Below are 20397 nucleotides of genomic sequence, written 5' to 3' on the forward strand. Positions count from 1 at the left end.
ACTGGCACACTGGATCCGATGAAAAACCTCGCTCGCGGGGAGAACTGCCCCGCTCCGACCGGCCGGCTGACGGTGACACTTGCCGCCTCGACGTCGGTCGACGTGTCCGCGCTGCTGTTGGGGCCGGACGGACGGGTGCGTTCGGACGCGGATCTGGTGTTCTACAACCAACCCGAGGGCGCGGGCCTCGAGTACCAGCGCGGGCCGTCCGGCCATCTCGTCCTGATCGATCCCTCCGCGATTCCAGCCGATATCGAGACCGTTGTCATCGCGGCATCGCTGGACGGTACCGGTCCGGCAACGTTCTCTGCCGCCGGCCCGACATCGGTGACCGTCTCCGACGCGTCGGGCGGTGCGATTGTCGGATTTACCGCCGACGCACTCGGCGACGAGAGTGCTCTCGTCATCCTGGAGTTCTATCGCCGCAACCAGCAATGGAAAATTCGGGCGGTGGGCCAGGGGTACGCCGATGGGTTGGCGGGCCTGGCCACCGCGTTCGGTATCAGCGTCGAGGACGACGATCCGCCCACATCCGAGGCACCGACGGCACCGCCCTCGCACCGACGCGATGCGATCGTGAATTCACCTGTCCCACAAGGAGTCCTGGCCATGAGAAGTGAACTGTTCGCGCCCGCCCACGCCGAAGTTCCCGGATCCGGGATCCAGAAACAGGGCAGCAAGATGTGCCGGGTCGGCATGAACGGCGAGATCATGGCTCGGGCCGGCTCGATGGTCGCGTACCAGGGCAATCTGCAGTTCGAGGCCAAGGGCTCCGGGGGTATAGGTCGAGCCCTCAAACAAGCCCTGTCCGGCGAAGGCGTCCCCCTGATGAAGGTCACGGGCCAGGGCGACCTGTTCCTCGCCAACGCCGCACAGGACGTTCATCTGATCGATCTCGACGGCACGGACGGGCTCACCATCAACGGGGCCAACGTTCTCGCGTTCGACTCCTCGCTGAGTTACGACATCAAGCGTGTCCAGGGTGCCGCTGCGGGTGGAAACGCGGGGTTCTTCAACTGTGTGTTCACCGGTCGGGGCCGTATCGCCATCACCACCGACGGAGTGCCGGTCGTCCTGAACGTCGACCAGCCGACGTTCGCCGACCCGCAGGCAGCAGTTGCGTGGTCGTCGTCTCTGCAGACGAGAGTGAAGAAGAACGACTCGTTCGGGCTCGGAACGTTGATCGGCCGCTCGACCGGAGAGAGGTTCACGCTGGAATTCGCCGGCCAGGGGTTCGTGGTGGTGCAGCCGTCGGAACAGCCGCCGGGTGGACCGGTCGGCGGTACCGGTGGCGGCGAGCAAGCAGGCGTCGGCGGAGCGCTGGGCGGCTTGCTGGGCAGGTAAGCCGCACGCTTCGGAAAGCACAAATGCCCGCCCCCGGGAAGGGAGCGGGCATTTTTGTGAAGGTCCTACTTGGCCTTTTCGAGAACCTCGACCAGTCGCCAGTGCTTCGTGGCGGACAGCGGACGGGTCTCCATGAGCTGAACGCGATCGCCTACGCCGGCGTCGCCCTTCTCGTCATGTGCCTTGACCTTGGTGGTACGACGAATGATCTTGCTGTAGAGGGGGTGCTTGACCCTGTCCTCGAGCTCGACGACGATCGTCTTCTCCATCTTGTCGGATACGACGTAGCCGATCCGAGTCTTGCGGTTGTTGCGCTCTTCAGTCACAGTCTTTTCCTCGCTCATGCCGCGTCACCTGCAGTGTCCTCGGAAGGACCAGATGCCAAGCCGAGCTCACGCTCGCGCAGGACGGTGTAGATGCGCGCGATCTCGTGACGGACGGTGCGCAGTCGACGGTTGTTGTCCAACTGGCCGGTAGCCATCTGGAAACGAAGGTTGAACAGCTCTTCCTTCGACTCACGCAGCTTGGTGACCAGCTCTTCACCGGTGAGCTCGCGGAGCTCTGCGGCTGGGGTTCCGGTAGCCATCAGAACTGCTCCTCCCTGGTGATGATGCGTGCCTTGATGGGCAGCTTGTGGATGGCGCGAGTCAGTGCCTCACGCGCAATGGTCTCGTCGGGGTACGACAGCTCGAAGAGCACGCGACCCGGCTTGACGTTCGCGATCCACCACTCGGGCGAACCCTTACCGGAACCCATGCGGGTCTCGGCAGGCTTCTTGGTGAGCGGGCGGTCCGGGAAGATGTTGATCCAGACCTTGCCGCCACGCTTGATGTGGCGAGTGATCGCGATACGAGCGGACTCGATCTGACGGTTGGTGATGTAGGCGGGCTCGAGAGCCTGAATGCCGTAGTCACCGAATGTCACCTGAGTTCCGCCCTTGGCGGCACCCGAACGCTTCGGGTGGTGCTGCTTGCGGTGCTTGACCCGGCGGGGGATCAACATGCGTCAGCCCTCCTGAGTGGGCTCGGTCGAGGCCGGAGCCTCGGTTGCGGATGCCGCGCGGCCGGCCTCGGTGCTGGTCGCCGTGGTGCCCGAGGCACCGCTGCGACGCGGACGAGTGGGACGCTCACGACGGGGACGGTCTGCGCCGGCGGCCGGAGCCGCAGCGGCAGCGAGTTCACGCCGTCCGCCGACGATGTCGCCCTTGTAGATCCAGACCTTGACGCCGATGCGGCCGAAGGTGGTCTTGGCCTCGTACAGCCCGTAGTCGATGTCGGCGCGGAGCGTGTGCAGGGGAACGCGTCCCTCGCGGTAGAACTCCGAGCGAGACATTTCAGCGCCACCGAGACGGCCGGAGCACTGAACACGAATGCCCTTGACGTTCGGCTGACGCATGGCCGACTGGATGGCCTTACGCATTGCGCGACGGAATGCGACGCGGTTGCTGAGCTGCTCGGCAACACCCTGGGCCACGAGCTGAGCCTCGGACTCGGCGTTCTTGACCTCGAGGATGTTGAGCTGAACCTGCTTGCCGGTCAGCTTCTCGAGAGCTCCGCGGATGCGGTCGGCCTCGGCACCACGGCGACCGATGACGATGCCCGGACGTGCCGTGTGGATGTCCACGCGAACACGGTCACGAGTGCGCTCGATCTCGACCTTGGCGATACCCGCGCGCTCCATGCCGGTGGCGAGGAGCTTGCGGATCTCGACGTCTTCCTTGACGTACTCCGAGTATTGCTTGTCTGCGTACCAACGCGACTTCCAGTCAGTGGTGATACCCAAGCGGAAGCCGTGCGGGTTGATTTTCTGACCCACTACTGAGCCCCTTCCTTGGACGCCTGGCCCTTACGACGGTTACGAGACGTTCCGCCGGTCTTGGGCAGGCTTTCGACGATCACCGTGATGTGGCTGGTGCGCTTGCGGATCCGGAATGCCCGGCCCTGAGCACGCGGCTGGAATCGCTTGAGGGTGGTGCCCTCGTCGACGAATGCAGTGGCGACGATCAGCGTGCTGGGATCGAGATCCAGGTTGTTCTCTGCGTTGGCGGCTGCGGACGCGATCACCTTGGCGACCGGCTCGCTCGCTGCCTGCGGCGCGAACTTGAGGATGTTGAGCGCGTCCTCGACGGAGCGCCCACGAACCAGATCCACGACGCGACGTGCCTTCATCGGCGTGACGCGAACGTGCTTCGCTACGGCCTTGGCAGTCGGATTGGCGGTGGGGGTGAAGTTGGTCATCGCCTCTTCGCCTTCCGGTCGTCCTTGATGTGACCCTTGAACGTGCGGGTCGGTGCGAACTCTCCGAGCTTGTGGCCGACCATCGAGTCGGACACGAACACCGGTACGTGCTTGCGACCGTCGTGGACGGCGAAAGTGTGACCGATGAAGTCGGGGAGGATTGTCGATCGACGGGACCAGGTCTTGATGACCTGCTTGGTTCCCTTGTCGTTCTGGACGTCAACCTTCGCGAGGAGGTGATCGTCTACGAACGGGCCTTTCTTCAGGCTGCGTGGCATTCTGAACTCCCTCCTAGCGCTTGTTCTTGCCGGTACGACGACGACGGACGATGAGCTTGTCGCTCGCCTTGTTCTTGCGGGTACGGCCTTCAGGCTGTCCCCAGGGGCTGACCGGGTGGCGTCCACCGGAGGTCTTGCCCTCGCCGCCACCGTGCGGGTGGTCGACCGGGTTCATCACGACACCACGAACGGTCGGGCGCTTGCCCTTCCAGCGCATGCGGCCGGCCTTACCCCAGTTGATGTTCGACTGCTCGGCGTTGCCGACCTCGCCGACGGTTGCGCGGCAGCGCACGTCGACGCGACGGATTTCACCGGACGGCATACGCAGCGTGGCGTAGGGGCCTTCCTTACCGAGGAGCTGGATGCTCGCTCCGGCGGAGCGGGCCATCTTCGCGCCACCACCCGGACGGAGCTCGACCGCGTGAATGGTCGTACCCGTCGGGATGTTGCGCAGGGGCAGGTTGTTGCCGGGCTTGATGTCGGCATTGGCACCCTGCTCGATCGGCGAGCCCTGGGCGATGCCCTTGGGTGCGACGATGTAGCGCTTCTCGCCGTCTGCGAAGTGCAGCAGTGCGATGTTCGCGGTGCGGTTGGGGTCGTACTCGATGTGAGCGACCTTGGCCGGCACGCCGTCCTTGTCGTTGCGACGGAAATCGATGAGACGGTACGCACGCTTGTGACCGCCACCCTTGTGCCGGGTGGTGATACGACCGTGTGCGTTACGTCCACCGCGACCGTGCAGCGGGCGGATCAGCGACTTCTCGGGGGTCGAACGCGTGATCTCAGCGAAGTCGGACACGCTGGAGCCACGACGGCCCGGGGTTGTCGGCTTGTATTTACGGATTGCCATGAGTCTTCTCGTCCTCTATATCCGAAGAGTCCCAGTCGCTTACGCGACCGGACCTCCGAAGATCTCGATGGGCTTGCTGTCGGCGGAGAGCGTTACGAGCGCGCGCTTGGTGTCCTTGCGCTTGCCGTAACCGAACCGGGTCCGCTTACGCTTGCCCTGACGGTTCATCGTGTTGACGCTGGTCACGGTGACGTCGAAGATCTTCTCGACGGCAATCTTGATCTGCGTCTTGTTCGAGTCCGGGTGCACCAGGAACGTGTACGTGCCTTCTTCGATCAGTCCGTAGGACTTCTCGGAGATGACCGGTGCCAGCAAGATGTCGCGGGGATCGGCGATCGTGGTCACTTGCTTGCCTCCTCGTTCTTTGCAGGCCCAGCGATGAAGGTGTTCAGCGCTTCCACGCTGAAAACGACATCATCGGCGTTGAGCACGTCGTACGTGTTGAGCTGGTCGGGTGCGATGGGGTGCACGCCGTCCAGGTTCTGAACGCTCTTCCAGGCTGCGATGTCCTCGCGGCCGACGACGAGCAGGACCTTTTTGCGGTCCGAGATCTCGGCGAGGAACGTCTTCGCACCCTTGGTGGACGGAACCTGTCCGGCAACCAATTCGGTGATGACGTGCAGGCGCTCGCTGCGGGCCCGATCGGAGAGGGCTCCGCGCAGTGCGGCGGCCTTCATCTTCTTGGGGGTCCGCTGGCTGTAGTCGCGCGGCTGCGGTCCGTGGACCGTGCCACCGCCGACGAACTGAGGAGCGCGGGTCGAGCCCTGACGGGCGCGGCCGGTGCCCTTCTGCCGGTACGGCTTCTTGCCGCCGCCGCGAACCTCGCCACGAGTCTTCGTGGAGTGGGTTCCCTGACGAGCAGCTGCCAGCTGTGCGATGACGACCTGGTGCAGCAGCGCGATGTTCGCCGGTGCGTCGAAGATCTCCGCGGGGAGATCGACGGTGCCGTTGGTCTTGCCGCCGGCTTCCTTGACATCGAGCGTCAGCTTGGTCTCGGTGTTCTTCTCGAGGCTGGTCATGCCCGTGCACCACCCTTCAATGCAGACTTGACGATCACGACGTTGCCGCGACGGCCCGGGATCGCTCCCTTGATCAGCAGCAGACCGTTCTCGCTGTCCACCTTGTGGACCGAGAGGTTCTGCGTCGTGACGCGGTCGCCACCCATACGTCCGGACATGCGCATTCCCTTGAACACGCGACCCGGCGTTGCACAGCCACCGATGGATCCGGGACGACGGTGCACAGCCTGTGCACCGTGGCTCGCGCCCTGTCCCTTGAAGCCGTGACGCTTCATGGTTCCGGCGAAGCCCTTGCCCTTGCTGGTGCCGGTGACGTCGACGTATGCGCCGTCCTCGAACACTGCAGCCGTGAGCTCCTGGCCGACCTCGAACTGCGAGGCGTCGGCAACGCGAATCTCCACGATGTGGCGACGCGGCGTGACACCTGCCTTCTCGAACTGGCCGGTGGTGGGCTTGTTCACCTTGCGCGGGTCGATCGCACCGAATGCGACCTGGACGGCGCTGTAGCCGTCACGTTCCTGGGTGCGGATCTGGGTGACCACGTTGGGGCCTGCCTTGATCACGGTCACCGGAACGACGCGGTTGTTCTCGTCGAAGACCTGGGTCATTCCGAGCTTGGTGCCCAGAATTCCTGTCGCAGGCCGGTTCTTGTTATCAGTCATCGTTGTCTCCGCGCTCACTGGATGTTGACGTCGACACTGGCCGGGAGGTCGATGCGCATGAGCGCGTCCACCGTCTTCGGTGTCGGGTCGAGGATGTCAATGAGCCGCTTGTGAGTACGCATCTCGAAGTGTTCGCGCGAGTCCTTGTACTTGTGCGGCGAACGGATGACGCAATACACGTTCTTTTCTGTCGGCAACGGCACCGGTCCGACGACGCGGGCACCCGTACGGGTGACCGTTTCGACGATCTTGCGCGCTGACGCGTCGATCGCCTCATGGTCGTAGGCCTTGAGCCTGATGCGGATCTTTTGTCCCGCCACGCTTAGTGTCCTTTTCTTGCCGCTTGGTCGTAGAACGGGCCGTTCGGCCTGCTCCACCTCGTCTGCACAGTCCCCGAGCCGGGGGAAACCCTCCGACTCGAACTGCCTTCGTGCACACACGACAGTGAAAAACGTTGACGACCAGGCGTGACCTGTATCCGTTGCCGCTCTTCATCTGTCATGGTTCTCCGGTCCACGCGGTCGGGCGTGTCGCGATTCCGCTCATTCTTCTGCGCTGAAACTTTCGCTTCAACCATCCGAGGGAGGAAACCCACACCGATCGAGCTGGTGGTCCGGACGCGCTCACGTGGAGCGCTGGTCTCATGTTCTGCTCAGCCGATCTCTCGATCGACTCACCTGGTTCAGGCCGCACGCAAGCGCGTCCCGTGTCCAGGCAACCCGACCAGTATGCCGCAGTATGCGCGACAGATCAACTCGGGGTCGATCCATACGCTCCGCACGACCTTACTCAGCAGTAAGGTAAGCCCATGAACACAGTCGCAACCACCACCGGGGCCACGTATCGAGCCTGGTCGAAGCTCCCGAACAACACTATCGGATCCACCGTGTTCTCCATCGGCATGTGTCTACGTGTGCCCTACTTCGCGTCCGTGCTGCCGCGGGTGGTTGCGCTGGAACCGGGGCGCTGCGAGGTCACGGCCCCGAAATGGCTGGGGATCCGCAACCACCTCGGCACGTTCCACGCGATCGCCGCGTGCAACCTCGCCGAGGTTGCGATGGGGATGCTCGCCGAGGCCACCGTTCCGACGTCGCACCGCTGGATCCCCAAGTCGATGACCGTCCAGTACCTGACGAAGGCGACCACGTCACTGCGCGCGGTGGCAGAACTGGAGACCATTCCCGATTTCGCGACCATCACCGACGGATGCGAGATCGTCGTGCCGGTTGCCATCCGTGACACCGCGGGCGTCGAGGTGGTGCACGCCGACATCACGATCTGGGTATCTGCAGCCTCTCGTTGACATACTCGACCGATGGACACGGTGACGCGGTCGGAGCAGCAGAATTCGGTAGTGGTGGTCGGGGGCTCCGGAGCCGTCGGCCGGCTACTGGTCGATCTCCTGCGCGGCGACGGCGTGCAGGTGACCGTCGTCGACGCTCGAGCCGCTTCGACATCGGTCGACGCCGCGACGCTCGTCGGCGACATCACCGCACCCGACCACCGCGTCACAGCTGCATTGTCGACTGCGTCGACGGTCGTGCTCGCTGTGCCCGAGTCCGTGGCACTGTCGGCCGATCTGACCGCGGTACGCCCCGACGCACTGCTGGTGGAGACGCTGTCGGTCAAGTCCGGCTACTCGCAGTACGCCGGCCGCGGCGGACACCTCGGCCCGACGCTGGGCATCAACCCGATGTTCGCACCGTCCCTGGGCATGAACGGACGCCCCGTTGCCGTCGTCGTGCACCGACCCGGCACCTCGGCCGACGCGTTCGTCGACAGACTGCAGCACTGGGGTGGCCGGACCGTTCTCCTCGACGCCGAGCGTCACGACCGACTCGCTGCGGCGACCCAAGCGCTCACCCACGCCAGTGTTCTCGCGTTCGGGCTCGCCCTGGCCGAGCTCGATCTGCCGTTCGCCGACATCGATGCCGTCGCTCCTCCCCCACACACGACGATGCTCGCCCTCCTCGCACGCATCACCGGTGGGGAGCCCGAGGTGTACTGGGACGTTCAGGCAGGTAACCCACACGCCGCCGACGCGCGGGCGGCGCTGCACCGCGCGACGCAACTGCTCGGCGAGACCGTCGAATCCGGCTCGGAGCCCGAGTTCGCCGAACTGATGAACCGAGCAGGCAGCGCCCTCGGCAGCTCCGCCGATCGCTATCGATCCGTCTGTGCCGAGTTGTTCGGTATCGTTCGAGGTTCCGGCGACAATTCGTGATCGCCGGTCCGGACGCGGAGGCGGGGCACACGATGTTGGAACAGCCGACCTTGCCGGAGCACGACCCCCACGATGTCGTCGAGAGCGCGGTCGTAGCGCGGTTGGCGAAGAACTGGTCGCAGCGTGCCACCGTCAAGAAGCCCGAACCCCAGTTGGACGATTTGTTCGACACGACCAAGCGAGATTTCCCCGACGCCTTGATCCCGTTCGGAGAACACGACACATTCCTCGGTGCCGAACCGGAACAGCAGGATCGGCTGCGGGCCTGGGGCTGGATCGCGTTCAACAAGAACGTGATGGATGTCGAGCAGCACGTCGTTCACCCGGGATTTTCGCTGCTCGCCCAGGATGTGTTCGAGACCGGGATGGGCGACACCCTTGCGGTCGCGGTGACTCAGGCCATGGTGGACGAGCAGTACCACACGCTGATGCACCTCAACGCCAGTGCGGCGACCCGTCGCGGTCGCGGTTGGGCGTTGTCCGAACGATCCCTGCCGTTCAGTTCCACCGTCCGTCGCCAGCGGACCGCTCAGGCGAAGAGCGACGACCCGTGGTCTGCGGCGATCAGCTCGCTCGCCTTCATGACGGTCGCAGAGATCTCCATCACGTCGTACCTCGATCTGATCGAGGACGACGACGTCATTCAGCCGATCAATCGGGCGACGGTCAAACTCCACAATCGCGACGAGTACTGCCACGCATCGATTGCCGACGACATGGCGGCGATCGTCTTCGACAGGCTCGGATCCAACGATCGGCAGAAGTTTCTCGACGGCCTCGTCGACGGCATGGATGCGTTCTCGAGCAGCGACTTCTCGACGTGGGCGCGCATTCTCGAACTCGAAGGTGTCCGCGGAGCCGAGGCCATGATCGCCGACGTCGAGGCCGACAAGAGCCGTCGAGCGCTGGTTCAGGACTACAGCGGACTGCGATCCCTGTGCCGAAAGCTGGACGTCGAGGACAGTATCGATATCGATTGGGGCTGACGGCAGAACATCTGCGACTGCAATCCACAGGTAACATTTCCCGGCAGTTCCCGTATCAAGTAGTGGCCCTCCCCTCCACGGGCCCCGGCACTGCCCCGGCCCCATTCACCCCACAGCTCGGAGATCCGATGTCGTCAGCTCAGCACGCAGCCGTACACGTGGAGGACGTACACAAGTCCTTCGGCGATGTGCATGCGCTGCGCGGCATCAGCTTCTCGGCCGAGCGGGGAACCGTACTCGGCATCCTCGGCCCCAACGGTGCGGGCAAGACCACGACTGTGAAAGTGCTGTCGACGCTGATCGCGCCCGACAGCGGCCGAGCCTTCGTCGCCGGCCACGATGTTGCTGCCGACGCTCCCGCAGTGCGGCGGTCGATCATGATGACGGGCCAGTACGCCGCCCTCGACGACACTCTTTCGGGGCGCGAGAACATCGAATTGTTCGGCCGCCTCATGGGTCTGGACAAGAAGGCTGCCAAGGCTCGCGCCAAGGCCCTGCTCGACGAATTCGACCTGTCCGATACCGGCAAGCGTCCGGTCCGCGGCTACTCCGGTGGCATGCGCCGCCGTATCGACATCGCATGTGGCCTGGTCGTGCGTCCCGAAGTCGTGTTCCTGGACGAGCCGACCACCGGACTCGACCCTCGGAGCCGACAGGGTGTGTGGTCGTTGGTCGAGGCACTGAAGGCGCAGGGCATCACCGTGTTGTTGACGACGCAGTACCTCGAAGAGGCAGACGTGCTGAGCGACAACATCATCGTCATCGACAAGGGCACGGTCATCGCCGAAGGTACGTCCGACCAACTCAAGGCCATGACCGGCGGCAGCTACTGCGAGGTCGTTCCCCTCGATCCCGGTCAGCTCCGCGCGGCAGCCGAAGCGTTGGGCGATATGGTGCCTCCGGCGGTGCACGCCGAGATCACTGCCGCGTCCGACCGCCTGTCCGTGCCTGCCCCCGACGGTGCCGCAACCTTGTCCGAGATCCTCCGCCGTATCGACGCCCGTGGCATCGTGCTGGCCGACATCGCGTTGCGCCGCCCCTCGCTCGACGACGTCTTCCTCACCCTCACCGGCCATTCGCAAGCGAGCCCCACGCCGTGACGGCCACGACGCGAGGCGTCTCGAATACGCGTGCGGTCACCGCTCCTCGGACAACCACCGGGTCGACGACGCAGCAGCCCAAACGCCGGTCACGAACGCGGCCGTCCGGCTTCGTGCAGTGGCAGGCACTGACCGGGCGTGCACTGTGGACGATGCTCACCCAGGGTGAGCTGCTGATCGCGGTCATCGCTCCGCTGATCTTCACTATCGGCTTCTACCTTCCGCTCAAGTTCGTGATGGGCCTGCAGGGCATCGACTACGCACAGTTTCTGATGCCGATCATCGTGCTGCAGGCAATGGCGTTCACCGCCATCTCCGCCGCGCAGAGGGCATCGACTGAGGCGATGAGTGGACTCAACTCTCGGTTGAAAACGATGCCCGTCGTACGCGGCGTCCCGCTGGTGTCGCGAATCTCGAGCGGTGTTGTCCGCTCACTGGTATCGCTCGTATCCGCACTCGGCTTCGGCTACGTCATCGGCTTTCGGTTCTCCGCAGGATTCGGTCAGGCCCTGTTGTTCTGCGCGCTCGCCATGCTGATCAGCACCACGTTGTCGATCGGTGCCGACGCAATCGGAACGCTGTCGAAGAGCCCCGAAGCGACCAGCCAGGTGTTGACCCTGCCCCAGCTCATCCTCGGCATGGCCTCGTGCGGATTCGTTCCCGAAAGCGGCTTCCCGGAACTCATCCGACCGTTCGTTCGCAATCAACCGATTTCGCAGTTCTCGTTCGCTATGCGCGACATGGCCGAGGGCGGAGTCAGCTTCCAGGTGTTGTGGCCATCCCTCGCCTGGGTGGCCGGCCTGCTCCTGTTCTTCGTCCCGCTCGCCATCTGGGCGAGCTCGAGACCAGAATGACGAGTCCGAGATGACGATGACAGAAGCGTCGGTGAACGCTGCACGCGTATCCAACCTGACCTTTCCCGAACCCAACATGGCCCTGCGAGAAGGGTCGATTCGTGCGCTCGGGACACACAGCCTGATACAGGCCAAACGACTTCTGATGCGGTGGATGCGCGATCCGTCGACGATGATTCAGGCGTTGCTGTACCCCGCGTTGATGCTGGTCATGTTCCGTGTCGTGCTCGGGAACTCGATTTCCGCGGCCACCGGATCGCCGGCGATCTACGGCCAGGTGCCGATGATCGCTCTGGTCGGAGCCATGTTCGGTTCCATCGTCAGCGCTGTCGGCCTCAAGGGCGAACGAAAGTCGGGTCTGTTGGCTCGGTTCTGGACAACGCCCACTCACCGAGCGGCCGGCCTACTGGGCAGGATGATTGCCGAAGCAGTTCGGGTGCTCGTGACCACCGTGGTCATCATCTGTGCCGGTGTAGCGCTGGGGTTCAGGTTCACCCAGGGAATTCAGGCCGGCATCTTGTTGCTGCTGATTCCTGTCGTGTTCGGTATCGGGTTCGCAGTCATGGTCACGTTCCTCGCCACGGTGGCCGGCGACGCACCACTGGTCGAAGTGGTGTCGATCTTCTGCACGTTGTTGATGTTCTTCAATGCGGGGTTCGTCCCCGTCCTCGCGTATCCGCTCTGGCTGCAGCCGGTGGTTGCAGCGCAGCCGATGTCGGTTGCGGTCTCCGCGATGCGCGCGCTGGCACTCGGAGGGCCCGTCATGACTCCGATTCTCCAAACTCTCGCGTGGTCTCTGGGAATGGTCGTGATCTTCCTCTACCCTGCGATTCGGGGGTACAAGAAGGCATCTGCGTCGGGCTGATCGCGTCGCCCGGGCCGACATTTCTACGTTGGGGGATTCGTTGTGGTCGACCGGGCACGACCTGAGCATCCGTCGGTCTCGGTGATCATTCCTGTCGGTGGCCTCGATCCGCACTTGGACGCACAGTTGCAGGCTCTGGCCGATCAGGATGTCGGGTTTCCGTTCGAGGTGCTCGTTGCGGACAACACGCGAGGCGGGGACCTCGGCGAATACGTACTCACTCATCCTTTGCGAGAGCGGCTGCGGCTCAGGTCGGTCGATGCTTCCCGCGAGACCGGAGCGGGTTACGCACGCAACTGCGGTGCCCGAGAGGCGTCCGGCGATCTGTTAGCGTTCTGCGACTCGGACGATGTCGTGCACTCGTCGTGGCTCACCACGCTCGTACAGGAGGCGTCGTCGTTCGATGTTGTCGGTACTGCGGTCGAAACCGACACGCTGAACAGCGTCCGGGCGCTGTCGTGGACGCCCACGACAGCGCCGGAGAACCAGGGCCGCACCGACTTCCTGCCGTTCGCGATCGGCGCGAGTATGGCCTGCTGGGCATCGGTCTACAGCGATCTCGGCGGCATGGACAACCGCTACCGAGCAAGCCAGGATGTCGAGTTCAGTTGGCGGGCGCAACTGGCGGGTTACACCTTGGGGTTCAGTACCGAGGCAGTAGTGGCGTATCGACTGCGTGACGAGCTACGCCCTCTCCTGCGCCAGTCTTTTCGCCTCGGGTTCGGCTTCGCCAAGCTTCGCGGAATCTACCGGCCCCAGGGTTGCCCGGCACTGAAAGTGCGCCGAGTCGCGTCCTGGTGGATGGCGCTGCTGCTGCGCAATCCCCTGCTGCCGACGTCGCTGACCGGGATGTCACGCGGCCACTGGCTGCGTGCGTTCGTCATCCGGGTCGGCGAGCTTCGCGCAGGAATTAGATACGGAGCCATCGGTTGGTGATGTCCACCACACGGGCTCGCCGACCGGCCTGCCCGACCGGCACCCTTGACCTGCACGCCTGTTACGCCTGTGTGTCCGGCTGTTACGGTCGGTGACGCAGATGCAGGTGACAGCGGCGGATTCCCACGCCCCGGACGAGATAGAGGCCATGCCGAAGAAGTTCACGAGAGTATTGCCCACGGCGATTGCTGTCGCGGTGGCCGGTGCCCTGTCCTTCACCGGGACGGGCACAGCGGTCGCTGCGCCCTCGCCCACCGGAACCTCGGTTTCCGCCACGCCTACCCTCGAGGGTGCCAACGACTTCGGCTGTGTTCCCAGCGCGGCCCATCCCCGTCCGGTCGTGCTCGTCCACGGAACCAAGATGGATGCGTCCACGTGGAAGATCCTGGCACCGCAGCTGAAGAGCGAGGGCTACTGCGTCTTCGCACCCAACTACGGCGGAGTATCGCTGCTGCTCGACCCGGGCACGACAATCTGGGGCTCCGGCGACATCGCTGAGTCGGGCCGTCAGATCGGCCGTTTCGTCGACGAAGTACTCGCGGCGACCGGTGCCGAGCAAGTCGACATGGTCGGCCATTCGCAGGGTGGCACCGCCACTCGGCAGTACATGAAGTTCGATGGCGGCACCGATGCGCAGGACCCCGCCCGCAACAAGGTGCACACACTGGTCACACTGGGTGCCACCAACCACGGCACGACCTTCGGTGGTCTGCAGCAGCTCTCCGAACTGCTCACCTCTCTCGGCCTGCCCGGCGACGCACTCCCCCCCCTGACATACAACATGGCGGGTGCCCAGCAACTCGTCGGTTCGACGACGCTGACGAGCTTGAACGAAGGCGGAGACGTCGAACCAGGGGTCGAGTACACCGTCATCGCCACGCGCAACGACACCGTCTCGACACCGCCCGCGAACACCTTCCTCAAGTCCGGCGACCCTGCGATGGTGCACAACGTCTGGGTTCAGGACGTGTGCCCCACGGCGACGACGTCCCACGTCGGTCTCGTCGCCGATCCCGCTCCCCTGTACATGGTGAAGACCGCACTCGATCCCGATTACGCAACCACCACGCCCGCACCCTGCTGAACATTCTCCACACGCCACGACGAAGGCCTCACGACACGATGTCGGGAGGCCTTCGTCGTTGCCGAACGGACTACCGGTGCAATTCCGCGTCCAGCACGGGCCCGATCTCGGTCGATGCCGGCGACGACGCCATCTGCCAGTGGGTCGAATGGACCGGGACGACCGTCACGCCCTCGCTCAGCGCACCGCGCCACGTCGCCGCCGCCACGTTGCCCGTGGGATCGTCGGTGACCGATGCGAACAGCAGCGCTCGTCCTGTGAAGGTCTGTGGCACATAGGTTTCGATGAGCTCTGCCGATTGTGCGATCCCGTCGAGTATCCCGGCGACGCGTTCGCGGGAAATCGAGTCGAAAGGTGCCGGCATCGACTTCAACAGTTCGGCCACGGAGTCGACCGTGAGTTCACCGATCTCGAGGTGGTTGTCCGCACCGACACCCAGCCCGCCGAGAATCTCGTCCGCCGATACCGGCCTGTCGACGAGGTGGTCCGACCCACCCGCAACGAACGAGTCCATCATGGCCAACGTCGAGACCTCGTGGCCCTCACGTTGCAGTTGCACGGCCATCGCATGCGCGATCAGTCCGCCCATGGACCACCCCAGCAGGTGATACGGGCCCGACGGTTGCACGGCGCGAATCTTGTCCACGAATACCGCAGCCCACTGTTCTATCGACTGCGGCACAGGTTCTGCACCGGACAGCGCGGGCGACTGCAATCCGTAGATCGGACGGTCGTCGCCGATGTGAGACGCCAGGGCACCGAAGGCCCAGGACAGACCCACGATGGGGTGGATACAGAACAGCGGGGCCGAAGAACCGCCTACCCGTAGAGGTATCAGGACCTCGAGCCCGCTTGCTTCCGCTCCGTCGACTCCCGATGCCGTGGCAGCAGTGATCCGTGCCGCAAGGGAGGCAACGGACGCGTCCACGAACAACCAGTTCAGAGGAACAGGCCGACCACCGAGGGCCCCCTTCAGCGCGGAGACCAACTTCACGGCCAGCAGCGAGTTGCCGCCGAGCGAGAAGAAGTCGTCGTCGAGTCCCACGCGTTCGACTCCCAGAACGTCCGCGAACACACCGGCAACAGCTTCCTCCACCGGTGTCTGCGGTGCCCTGAACTCGCGGGTCTCGAACTCCGGACTCGGCAGCGCACGACGATCCAGCTTTCCCGCAGCGTTGAGCGGTAGAGCGTCGAGCACCACGAAGGCCGACGGAACCATGTAGGACGGCAGCGCAGAAATTGCCTCCGCCCGAACGAGCTCGACATCGATGTCGGTACCGGGTGTAGGGACCAGGTACGCCACCAACGACTCACCGACCGCCGAGTGCGACACCACGACGACAGCCTGACTCACCGACGACCGCGCCGTCAGCGCAGTCTCGATCTCTCCCAACTCGATTCGCTGCCCACGGAACTTGACCTGAAAATCGGTGCGACCGATGTACTCGAGCCGATCGGCATCCATCGACCACCGCACCAGATCACCGGTCCGGTACATCCGCGTCCCCACGCCGTCGAACGGGTTCGCCACGAACCGCTCCGCCGACAGGTCCGGCCGCGCAACGTAACCCCGCGCCAACTGCACACCCGCCAAGTACAACTCCCCCGGAACGCCCGCCGGTACCGGATGCAGACGCGAATCCAGCACGTGCACCGAGGTGTTCCACTCGGGCACACCGATGGACACCGATCCGGACCCCGCCCCGTCCTCGGAGACATCGCGATAAGTGACGCTGACCGCCGCCTCGGTAGGCCCGTACAGGTTGTGCACCCGCGCATCCGACACTGCCCGACAGGCATCGACGGTACCCGCGGGCAGCGCCTCACCGATGACGAAAACATGCCGCAGCGACGAGATCGACTGCGCCGACACCGCTTCGACGAACACCGTCAGCATCGACGGCACGAAGTCCGTCACGGTCACCCCGTGCCGCGCGATATCGGCGGCGACCGCCTCGACGTCACGCTGCGCGCCCGGGGCCGCCACGATCAACCGACCGCCGGTTCGCAGCGGCAGGAAGAAACCCCACAGCGAGACATCGAACGTCGTCGCCGTCTTCTGCAGGTACACATCCGACGCATCGAGACCGTATTCCTGCGCCATCCACGCCATCTGGTTGACGATGGCCCGGTGTTCGATCGCCACGCCCTTCGGACGACCGGTCGACCCGGACGTGAACAACACGTACGCCAGGTCGTCCCCGGCGGCGCGCGGAAACACCACCGACCCGGACGGCTCCGGTGGATCGGTGATGTCGACGACCGGAACAGCGGTCGCCGTGACGAAACCATCTCTGGCCGTGGACAACACGACCACCGGGGCGGCCGTGTCGAGTATGTAGTCGTTACGTTCGGTCGGCTGATCCGGGTCCACCGGAACGTACGCCGCGCCCGATCGCAGCACCGCATACATGCCGACGACCAACTCGACGGACCGCCGCATCGCGAGCCCCACCAGAACACCTGGCCCGGCACCGTGCTCCTGCAACAGCTGCGCAGTCGCGTCCACCCGAGCCGAGAACTCCCGATACGTCAGCGACCGTTCGCCGAACACCACCGCGACCGCGTCGGGCGTGTCGGCCACCACCCGATCGAAGCCGTCCAACAACACCTCGGCGGATTCGATGGCCACCTCGTCGCCGTTGCCGCGCACCATGATTCGTTCACGCTCGGCCGAATCGAGAACGTCGATATCACCGACCACGCCATCCGGACGAGCGGTCACCGCCTCGAGTACAGCCACCAACCGTCGCCCGAACGACGCCACCGTCGACTCGTCGAACAGATCCGTCGCGTACATCAGCTCGCCGGCCAGACCTGCGCCGTCTCCGAGTTCGGTGAGCGTCACCTGGAGATCGAACTTTGCCGACGCCGCCCCGGACCCGAATGCCTCGACGCCCAGATCGGGGAGCTCGAACGATCCCTGGGAGAAGTTCTGGAAGAACAGCGCTACCTGGACCAGCGGGTGCCGCCCTTGCGATCGCACCGGATCGAGTACCTCGACAAGACGCTCGAAGGGTACGTCCACATTGTCGAATGCCTCCAGGTCGGAGGTACGTACGGCATCGAGTACCGCACCGAACGAGGCGTCTCGAGCGATCTGCGTTCGCAGGACCACCGTGTTGACGAACATGCCCACCAGGTCGTCCAACCGTGCGTCGCCGCGACCACCCACCGGTGCTCCCACGGCGATGTCGGACGTCCCGGACAACGTGGCCAGCAGCACCGCCAACGCTGCGTGCACCACCATGAACGCGGTGGCGTCGTGCTCGCGTGCACACTCGAGTACGCGGGTGTGCAGTGCAGCGTCGATCTCGAACGCCGTCACCGCCCCCTGTCCCGATGCGACCCGCGGGCGCGGCCGGTCGGAGGGCAGATCCAACTGCTCGGGGAGGCCGTCGAGCGTGCGACGCCAATAGTCGATCTGCTTGCGGGCCACCGACTTCGGATCCGATTCGGAGCCGAGCATGTCGAGTTGCCAGAGTGTGTAGTCGACGTACTGGACCGGCAGCGGTGCCCACTGCGGTGCCGATCCGCCGTGCCGCGCGAGGTAGGCCGTCATGACGTCGCGGGACAGCGGGGCCATCGAGAGCCCGTCCGCCGAGATGTGGTGTGCAACGAAGGCCAGCACGTACTCCGGTGCTGCACCGGCGGGGTCCGTGATGTGGAACAGCCGGACACGAAACGGGATCTCGACGGTGACGTCGAATCCCCGGGTGAAGAACTGTGTGACCGCAGCGAGCGCGTCGTCACGAGCGATGCGGACCACGTCCATCCCGACGTGCGTCTCGGCCTCGTCCCGCACCTGTTGATACCCGACACCGTCGATCTCCGGGTACACGGTGCGCAACGATTCGTGTCGACCGACCACGTCCCCTACGGCAGCCTGCAGCGCGTCGACATCGAGTTCTCCGCGCAGCAACAGAGCGACCGGCACGTTGTTGAGGGCGGAGTCGGTGTCGAGGCGGTTGAGAAACCACATGCGCTGCTGTGCGGACGAGAGCGGGATGCGCTCGGGCCGCTGCCTCGACGTGTCGAGCGCAGCTCGAACCGGACCGTCCGCCGAATCGGCGGCCTGCGCCAAGGCCTCGACGGTGGAGGACTCGAACACCGAGCGCGCCGGAACATGAACGCCCAGAGCCGAACCCAATCGAGCCGCGAGCTGTGTGGCGATCAGGGAGTTACCCCCGAGCGCGAAGAAGTCGTCGTCCAGGCCGACCCGTTCGACCCCGAGCAGCTCGACGAAGATATCGGCCACCACATGTTCGGTAATGGTCGACGGGGACCGGAACTCCGCGGCCTCGAACACCGGTTCCGGCAGTGCGTCTCGGTCCAGCTTGCCGGTGGGAGTCAGCGGGATCGACTCGATCCGTGTGATCACCGAGGGCACCATGTGCGCAGGCAAACTCCGCCCGGCCTCGTCCAGCACCCGGTCCAGGTCGACGTCCGTCCCTGCCACCGGCAATACGTACGCTGCGAGAACAGTTGCGCCGGTGGGACTGCGGTGACCGAGAGTCACCGCGAAATCGACCCCGTCCTGCGCGGTGAGAACGGCGTCGATTTCACCGAGTTCGATTCTGAAGCCTCGGATCTGGACCTGAAAGTCGTTGCGGCCCAGGTATTCGATGGCCCGTCCGGACACCACTTCCCGCCAGCGCACCAGGTCACCGGTGCGGTACAGTCGGCTCTGCTCCGAGTTACCCTCGGCTGCATACGGATTGGCGACGAAACGCGCTGCGGTCAGCGCGAATCGTCGATGGTATCCCCGCGCAAGGCCGGCACCGGTCAGATACAGCTCCCCCGGCACCCCGGCGGGCACCTGCCGTAACCGGTCGTCGAGCACGTGGTAGCCCATGTCCTTGGTGGACGGCCCGAGCAGTACGGCTTCGCCCGCGTTCAACGGCGGCGAGATGTTGCACACCATCGACGCTTCGGTGGGGCCGTAGACGTTGTGAAAACGTCTGCCCGGTGCCCACTTCGACATCAGTTCCGAGGTGAAGGCCTCGCCGCCGATCGCGAGCACTCGCATGTCGGGCACCTCTGCCGGATCGAGTGAGGCCAGCGCCGCCGGGGTGATGAACGCATGGCTGACGCGGTGGTGGCGGAGCATGTCACCCAGATCGGAACCGCCGTAGACACCGGGCGGGACGATGACCATCGTCGAACCTGCGCCCACAGCCATCAGTAGCTCCAGCACGGACGCATCGAAGCTGGGGGACGCGAAATACAGTGTGCGCGAATCGGAGTCCAGCCCGTAGATCTCGACCTGAGTGGAGGTCAGCGGTGCCAGCCCAGCGTGGGAGACGGCGACGCCCTTGGGCAGACCGGTCGAGCCGGAGGTGTAGATGACGTACGCAAGCGTGGACGGGCGAATCGGTGCCCGTCGGTCGTCCGCCACGACGGGATCGTCGGACAACCCCTGGAGTGCGCCTTCGGTGTCGGACGAGTCGAGACTGATCCACGACACCGACGTCGGCATCGCCTCTTCGAATTGTGTTGCAGTGACACCCATTCGCACGCCGGAGTCGTTCACCATGTGCGTGATGCGGGCGGCCGGGTAGTTGGGGTCGATGGGCACGAATGCAGCACCGGTCTTCGCCACGGCCCACACGGCCATGACAGATTCGATCGAACGGGTCAGTGCCAGAGCCACGAAATCCTCGGGGCCGACCCCGCGTTCGATGAGCAGCCGGGCCAGCCTGGACGACCGGGAGTCGATCTCCCGATAGGTGAGCGACCGGGTGCCGCACTCCACCGCGATACCGTCCGGGTTCTTTTCCACCGCCGCGGCGAGCAGAGTCGGCAGCGCGACCGTACGGGCCGGTCGCTGTCGGGTGGGTCGTGCACGGGTAGGCCTGGGGCGGCTCGACCGTCCACCCACTCGGCCGCCCGACTCGGACGGTGTGCCGGTCGATCCATCCGAACTCATCTGAACTATGACTCCTCACCAGTGTTGCC

At 64.8% G+C, this 20397-nt stretch carries 21 protein-coding genes; 9 read left to right on the top strand and 12 right to left on the bottom strand.

The window, feature by feature from the left end:
- Nucleotides 1-18: 18 nt before the first annotated feature.
- Nucleotides 19-1344 (top strand): AIM24 family protein, encoded by a 1326-nt coding sequence (locus AB0P23_RS11470; protein WP_363797635.1) that lies wholly within the window; start codon nt 19-21, stop codon nt 1342-1344.
- Between the two features lie 65 nt (nt 1345-1409).
- On the opposite strand, the gene rpsQ is transcribed toward AB0P23_RS11470, so the two are convergent.
- Genes rpsQ through rpsJ form a run of 11 tightly spaced genes read right to left on the bottom strand, consistent with a single transcriptional unit; the run spans nt 1410 to nt 6710 of the window.
- Nucleotides 1410-1688, bottom strand: a complete 279-nt coding sequence (gene rpsQ / locus AB0P23_RS11475; RefSeq protein WP_027496315.1) for a 30S ribosomal protein S17 — start codon at nt 1686-1688, stop codon at nt 1410-1412.
- Nucleotides 1685-1930 (bottom strand): 50S ribosomal protein L29, encoded by a 246-nt coding sequence (gene rpmC, locus AB0P23_RS11480; RefSeq protein WP_027496314.1) that lies wholly within the window; start codon nt 1928-1930, stop codon nt 1685-1687. Before rpmC ends, rpsQ begins: the two co-directional genes overlap by 4 nt.
- Entirely contained in the window at nt 1930-2346 is a 417-nt protein-coding gene (rplP, locus tag AB0P23_RS11485; protein ID WP_027496313.1) for a 50S ribosomal protein L16, read from the bottom strand. Before rplP ends, rpmC begins: the two co-directional genes overlap by 1 nt.
- 3 nt (nt 2347-2349) lie before the next feature.
- Entirely contained in the window at nt 2350-3159 is an 810-nt protein-coding gene (rpsC, locus tag AB0P23_RS11490) for a 30S ribosomal protein S3 (RefSeq protein WP_027496312.1), read from the bottom strand.
- The gene (gene rplV / locus AB0P23_RS11495; protein ID WP_027496311.1) at nt 3159-3581 is read right to left on the bottom strand and encodes a 50S ribosomal protein L22; all 423 of its coding nucleotides are present in this window, start codon (nt 3579-3581) and stop codon (nt 3159-3161) included. Before rplV ends, rpsC begins: the two co-directional genes overlap by 1 nt.
- The gene (gene rpsS, locus AB0P23_RS11500; protein WP_008718309.1) at nt 3578-3859 is read right to left on the bottom strand and encodes a 30S ribosomal protein S19; all 282 of its coding nucleotides are present in this window, start codon (nt 3857-3859) and stop codon (nt 3578-3580) included. The genes rplV and rpsS overlap by 4 nt, the downstream gene beginning before the upstream one ends.
- A 13-nt stretch (nt 3860-3872) precedes the next feature.
- Nucleotides 3873-4709, bottom strand: coding sequence for a 50S ribosomal protein L2 (rplB, locus tag AB0P23_RS11505; RefSeq protein WP_008718311.1), 837 nt, complete (start codon nt 4707-4709; stop codon nt 3873-3875).
- 39 nt (nt 4710-4748) lie between these two features.
- Nucleotides 4749-5054, bottom strand: a complete 306-nt coding sequence (gene rplW, locus AB0P23_RS11510; protein ID WP_027496310.1) for a 50S ribosomal protein L23 — start codon at nt 5052-5054, stop codon at nt 4749-4751.
- The gene (gene rplD, locus AB0P23_RS11515; RefSeq protein WP_008718317.1) at nt 5051-5728 is read right to left on the bottom strand and encodes a 50S ribosomal protein L4; all 678 of its coding nucleotides are present in this window, start codon (nt 5726-5728) and stop codon (nt 5051-5053) included. Before rplD ends, rplW begins: the two co-directional genes overlap by 4 nt.
- Entirely contained in the window at nt 5725-6390 is a 666-nt protein-coding gene (rplC, locus tag AB0P23_RS11520) for a 50S ribosomal protein L3 (RefSeq protein WP_027496309.1), read from the bottom strand. The genes rplD and rplC overlap by 4 nt, the downstream gene beginning before the upstream one ends.
- 14 nt (nt 6391-6404) lie before the next feature.
- Nucleotides 6405-6710: a 30S ribosomal protein S10 gene (rpsJ, locus tag AB0P23_RS11525; protein ID WP_003938093.1), complete on the bottom strand. Its 306-nt coding sequence runs from the start codon at nt 6708-6710 to the stop codon at nt 6405-6407.
- Nucleotides 6711-7198: 488 nt separating this feature from the next.
- Between rpsJ and AB0P23_RS11530 the strand changes: the two genes are divergently transcribed.
- The 8 genes from AB0P23_RS11530 to AB0P23_RS11565 all read left to right on the top strand — a co-directional run bounded on the left by AB0P23_RS11530 (nt 7199) and on the right by AB0P23_RS11565 (nt 14439).
- A complete protein-coding gene (locus tag AB0P23_RS11530; RefSeq protein ID WP_027496308.1) occupies nt 7199-7693 on the top strand; it encodes a hotdog fold domain-containing protein in 495 nt (164 codons plus the stop codon).
- A 12-nt stretch (nt 7694-7705) separates the two neighbouring features.
- Nucleotides 7706-8614, top strand: coding sequence for a prephenate dehydrogenase dimerization domain-containing protein (locus tag AB0P23_RS11535; protein WP_363797639.1), 909 nt, complete (start codon nt 7706-7708; stop codon nt 8612-8614).
- A 32-nt stretch (nt 8615-8646) separates the two neighbouring features.
- The gene (locus AB0P23_RS11540) at nt 8647-9600 is read left to right on the top strand and encodes a diiron oxygenase (protein WP_027496306.1); all 954 of its coding nucleotides are present in this window, start codon (nt 8647-8649) and stop codon (nt 9598-9600) included.
- Nucleotides 9601-9728: 128 nt separating this feature from the next.
- On the top strand, nt 9729-10700 hold the full coding sequence (locus tag AB0P23_RS11545; protein ID WP_135046975.1) for an ATP-binding cassette domain-containing protein: 972 nt from the start codon (nt 9729-9731) through the stop codon (nt 10698-10700).
- On the top strand, nt 10697-11554 hold the full coding sequence (locus AB0P23_RS11550) for an ABC transporter permease (protein WP_032365639.1): 858 nt from the start codon (nt 10697-10699) through the stop codon (nt 11552-11554). Before AB0P23_RS11545 ends, AB0P23_RS11550 begins: the two co-directional genes overlap by 4 nt.
- A gap of 10 nt (nt 11555-11564) precedes the next feature.
- The gene (locus AB0P23_RS11555) at nt 11565-12419 is read left to right on the top strand and encodes an ABC transporter permease (RefSeq protein ID WP_032365640.1); all 855 of its coding nucleotides are present in this window, start codon (nt 11565-11567) and stop codon (nt 12417-12419) included.
- Between the two features lie 81 nt (nt 12420-12500).
- Entirely contained in the window at nt 12501-13355 is an 855-nt protein-coding gene (locus tag AB0P23_RS11560; protein ID WP_176458062.1) for a glycosyltransferase, read from the top strand.
- Nucleotides 13356-13455: 100 nt separating this feature from the next.
- Entirely contained in the window at nt 13456-14439 is a 984-nt protein-coding gene (locus tag AB0P23_RS11565) for an alpha/beta fold hydrolase (RefSeq protein WP_288124402.1), read from the top strand.
- A gap of 70 nt (nt 14440-14509) precedes the next feature.
- Here the strand turns inward: AB0P23_RS11565 and AB0P23_RS11570 are convergent, their stop codons facing one another.
- A complete protein-coding gene (locus AB0P23_RS11570) occupies nt 14510-20368 on the bottom strand; it encodes an amino acid adenylation domain-containing protein (protein ID WP_363797641.1) in 5859 nt (1952 codons plus the stop codon).
- Nucleotides 20369-20397 lie beyond the last annotated feature (29 nt).

The sequence above is a fragment of the Rhodococcus sp. NPDC077669 genome, assembly GCF_040686915.1.
Lineage (GTDB): Bacteria > Actinomycetota > Actinomycetes > Mycobacteriales > Mycobacteriaceae > Rhodococcoides > Rhodococcoides fascians.

Excerpts from the sequence above, each read along its gene's own strand:
- rplD (WP_008718317.1), bottom strand. The coding sequence starts at position 5,728 with ATGACCAGCCTCGAGAAGAACACCGAGACCAAGCTGACGCTCGATGTC.
- rplP (WP_027496313.1), bottom strand. The coding sequence starts at position 2,346 with ATGTTGATCCCCCGCCGGGTCAAGCACCGCAAGCAGCACCACCCGAAG.
- rpsS (WP_008718309.1), bottom strand. The coding sequence starts at position 3,859 with ATGCCACGCAGCCTGAAGAAAGGCCCGTTCGTAGACGATCACCTCCTC.
- AB0P23_RS11555 (WP_032365640.1), top strand. The coding sequence starts at position 11,565 with ATGACGATGACAGAAGCGTCGGTGAACGCTGCACGCGTATCCAACCTG.
- AB0P23_RS11540 (WP_027496306.1), top strand. The coding sequence starts at position 8,647 with ATGTTGGAACAGCCGACCTTGCCGGAGCACGACCCCCACGATGTCGTC.
- AB0P23_RS11570 (WP_363797641.1), bottom strand. The coding sequence starts at position 20,368 with ATGAGTTCGGATGGATCGACCGGCACACCGTCCGAGTCGGGCGGCCGA.
- AB0P23_RS11535 (WP_363797639.1), top strand. The coding sequence starts at position 7,706 with ATGGACACGGTGACGCGGTCGGAGCAGCAGAATTCGGTAGTGGTGGTC.
- rpsQ (WP_027496315.1), bottom strand. The coding sequence starts at position 1,688 with ATGAGCGAGGAAAAGACTGTGACTGAAGAGCGCAACAACCGCAAGACT.
- rplC (WP_027496309.1), bottom strand. The coding sequence starts at position 6,390 with ATGACTGATAACAAGAACCGGCCTGCGACAGGAATTCTGGGCACCAAG.
- rpmC (WP_027496314.1), bottom strand. The coding sequence starts at position 1,930 with ATGGCTACCGGAACCCCAGCCGCAGAGCTCCGCGAGCTCACCGGTGAA.
- rplB (WP_008718311.1), bottom strand. The coding sequence starts at position 4,709 with ATGGCAATCCGTAAATACAAGCCGACAACCCCGGGCCGTCGTGGCTCC.
- AB0P23_RS11545 (WP_135046975.1), top strand. The coding sequence starts at position 9,729 with ATGTCGTCAGCTCAGCACGCAGCCGTACACGTGGAGGACGTACACAAG.
- AB0P23_RS11530 (WP_027496308.1), top strand. The coding sequence starts at position 7,199 with ATGAACACAGTCGCAACCACCACCGGGGCCACGTATCGAGCCTGGTCG.
- AB0P23_RS11470 (WP_363797635.1), top strand. The coding sequence starts at position 19 with ATGAAAAACCTCGCTCGCGGGGAGAACTGCCCCGCTCCGACCGGCCGG.
- rplV (WP_027496311.1), bottom strand. The coding sequence starts at position 3,581 with ATGACCAACTTCACCCCCACCGCCAATCCGACTGCCAAGGCCGTAGCG.
- AB0P23_RS11565 (WP_288124402.1), top strand. The coding sequence starts at position 13,456 with ATGCAGGTGACAGCGGCGGATTCCCACGCCCCGGACGAGATAGAGGCC.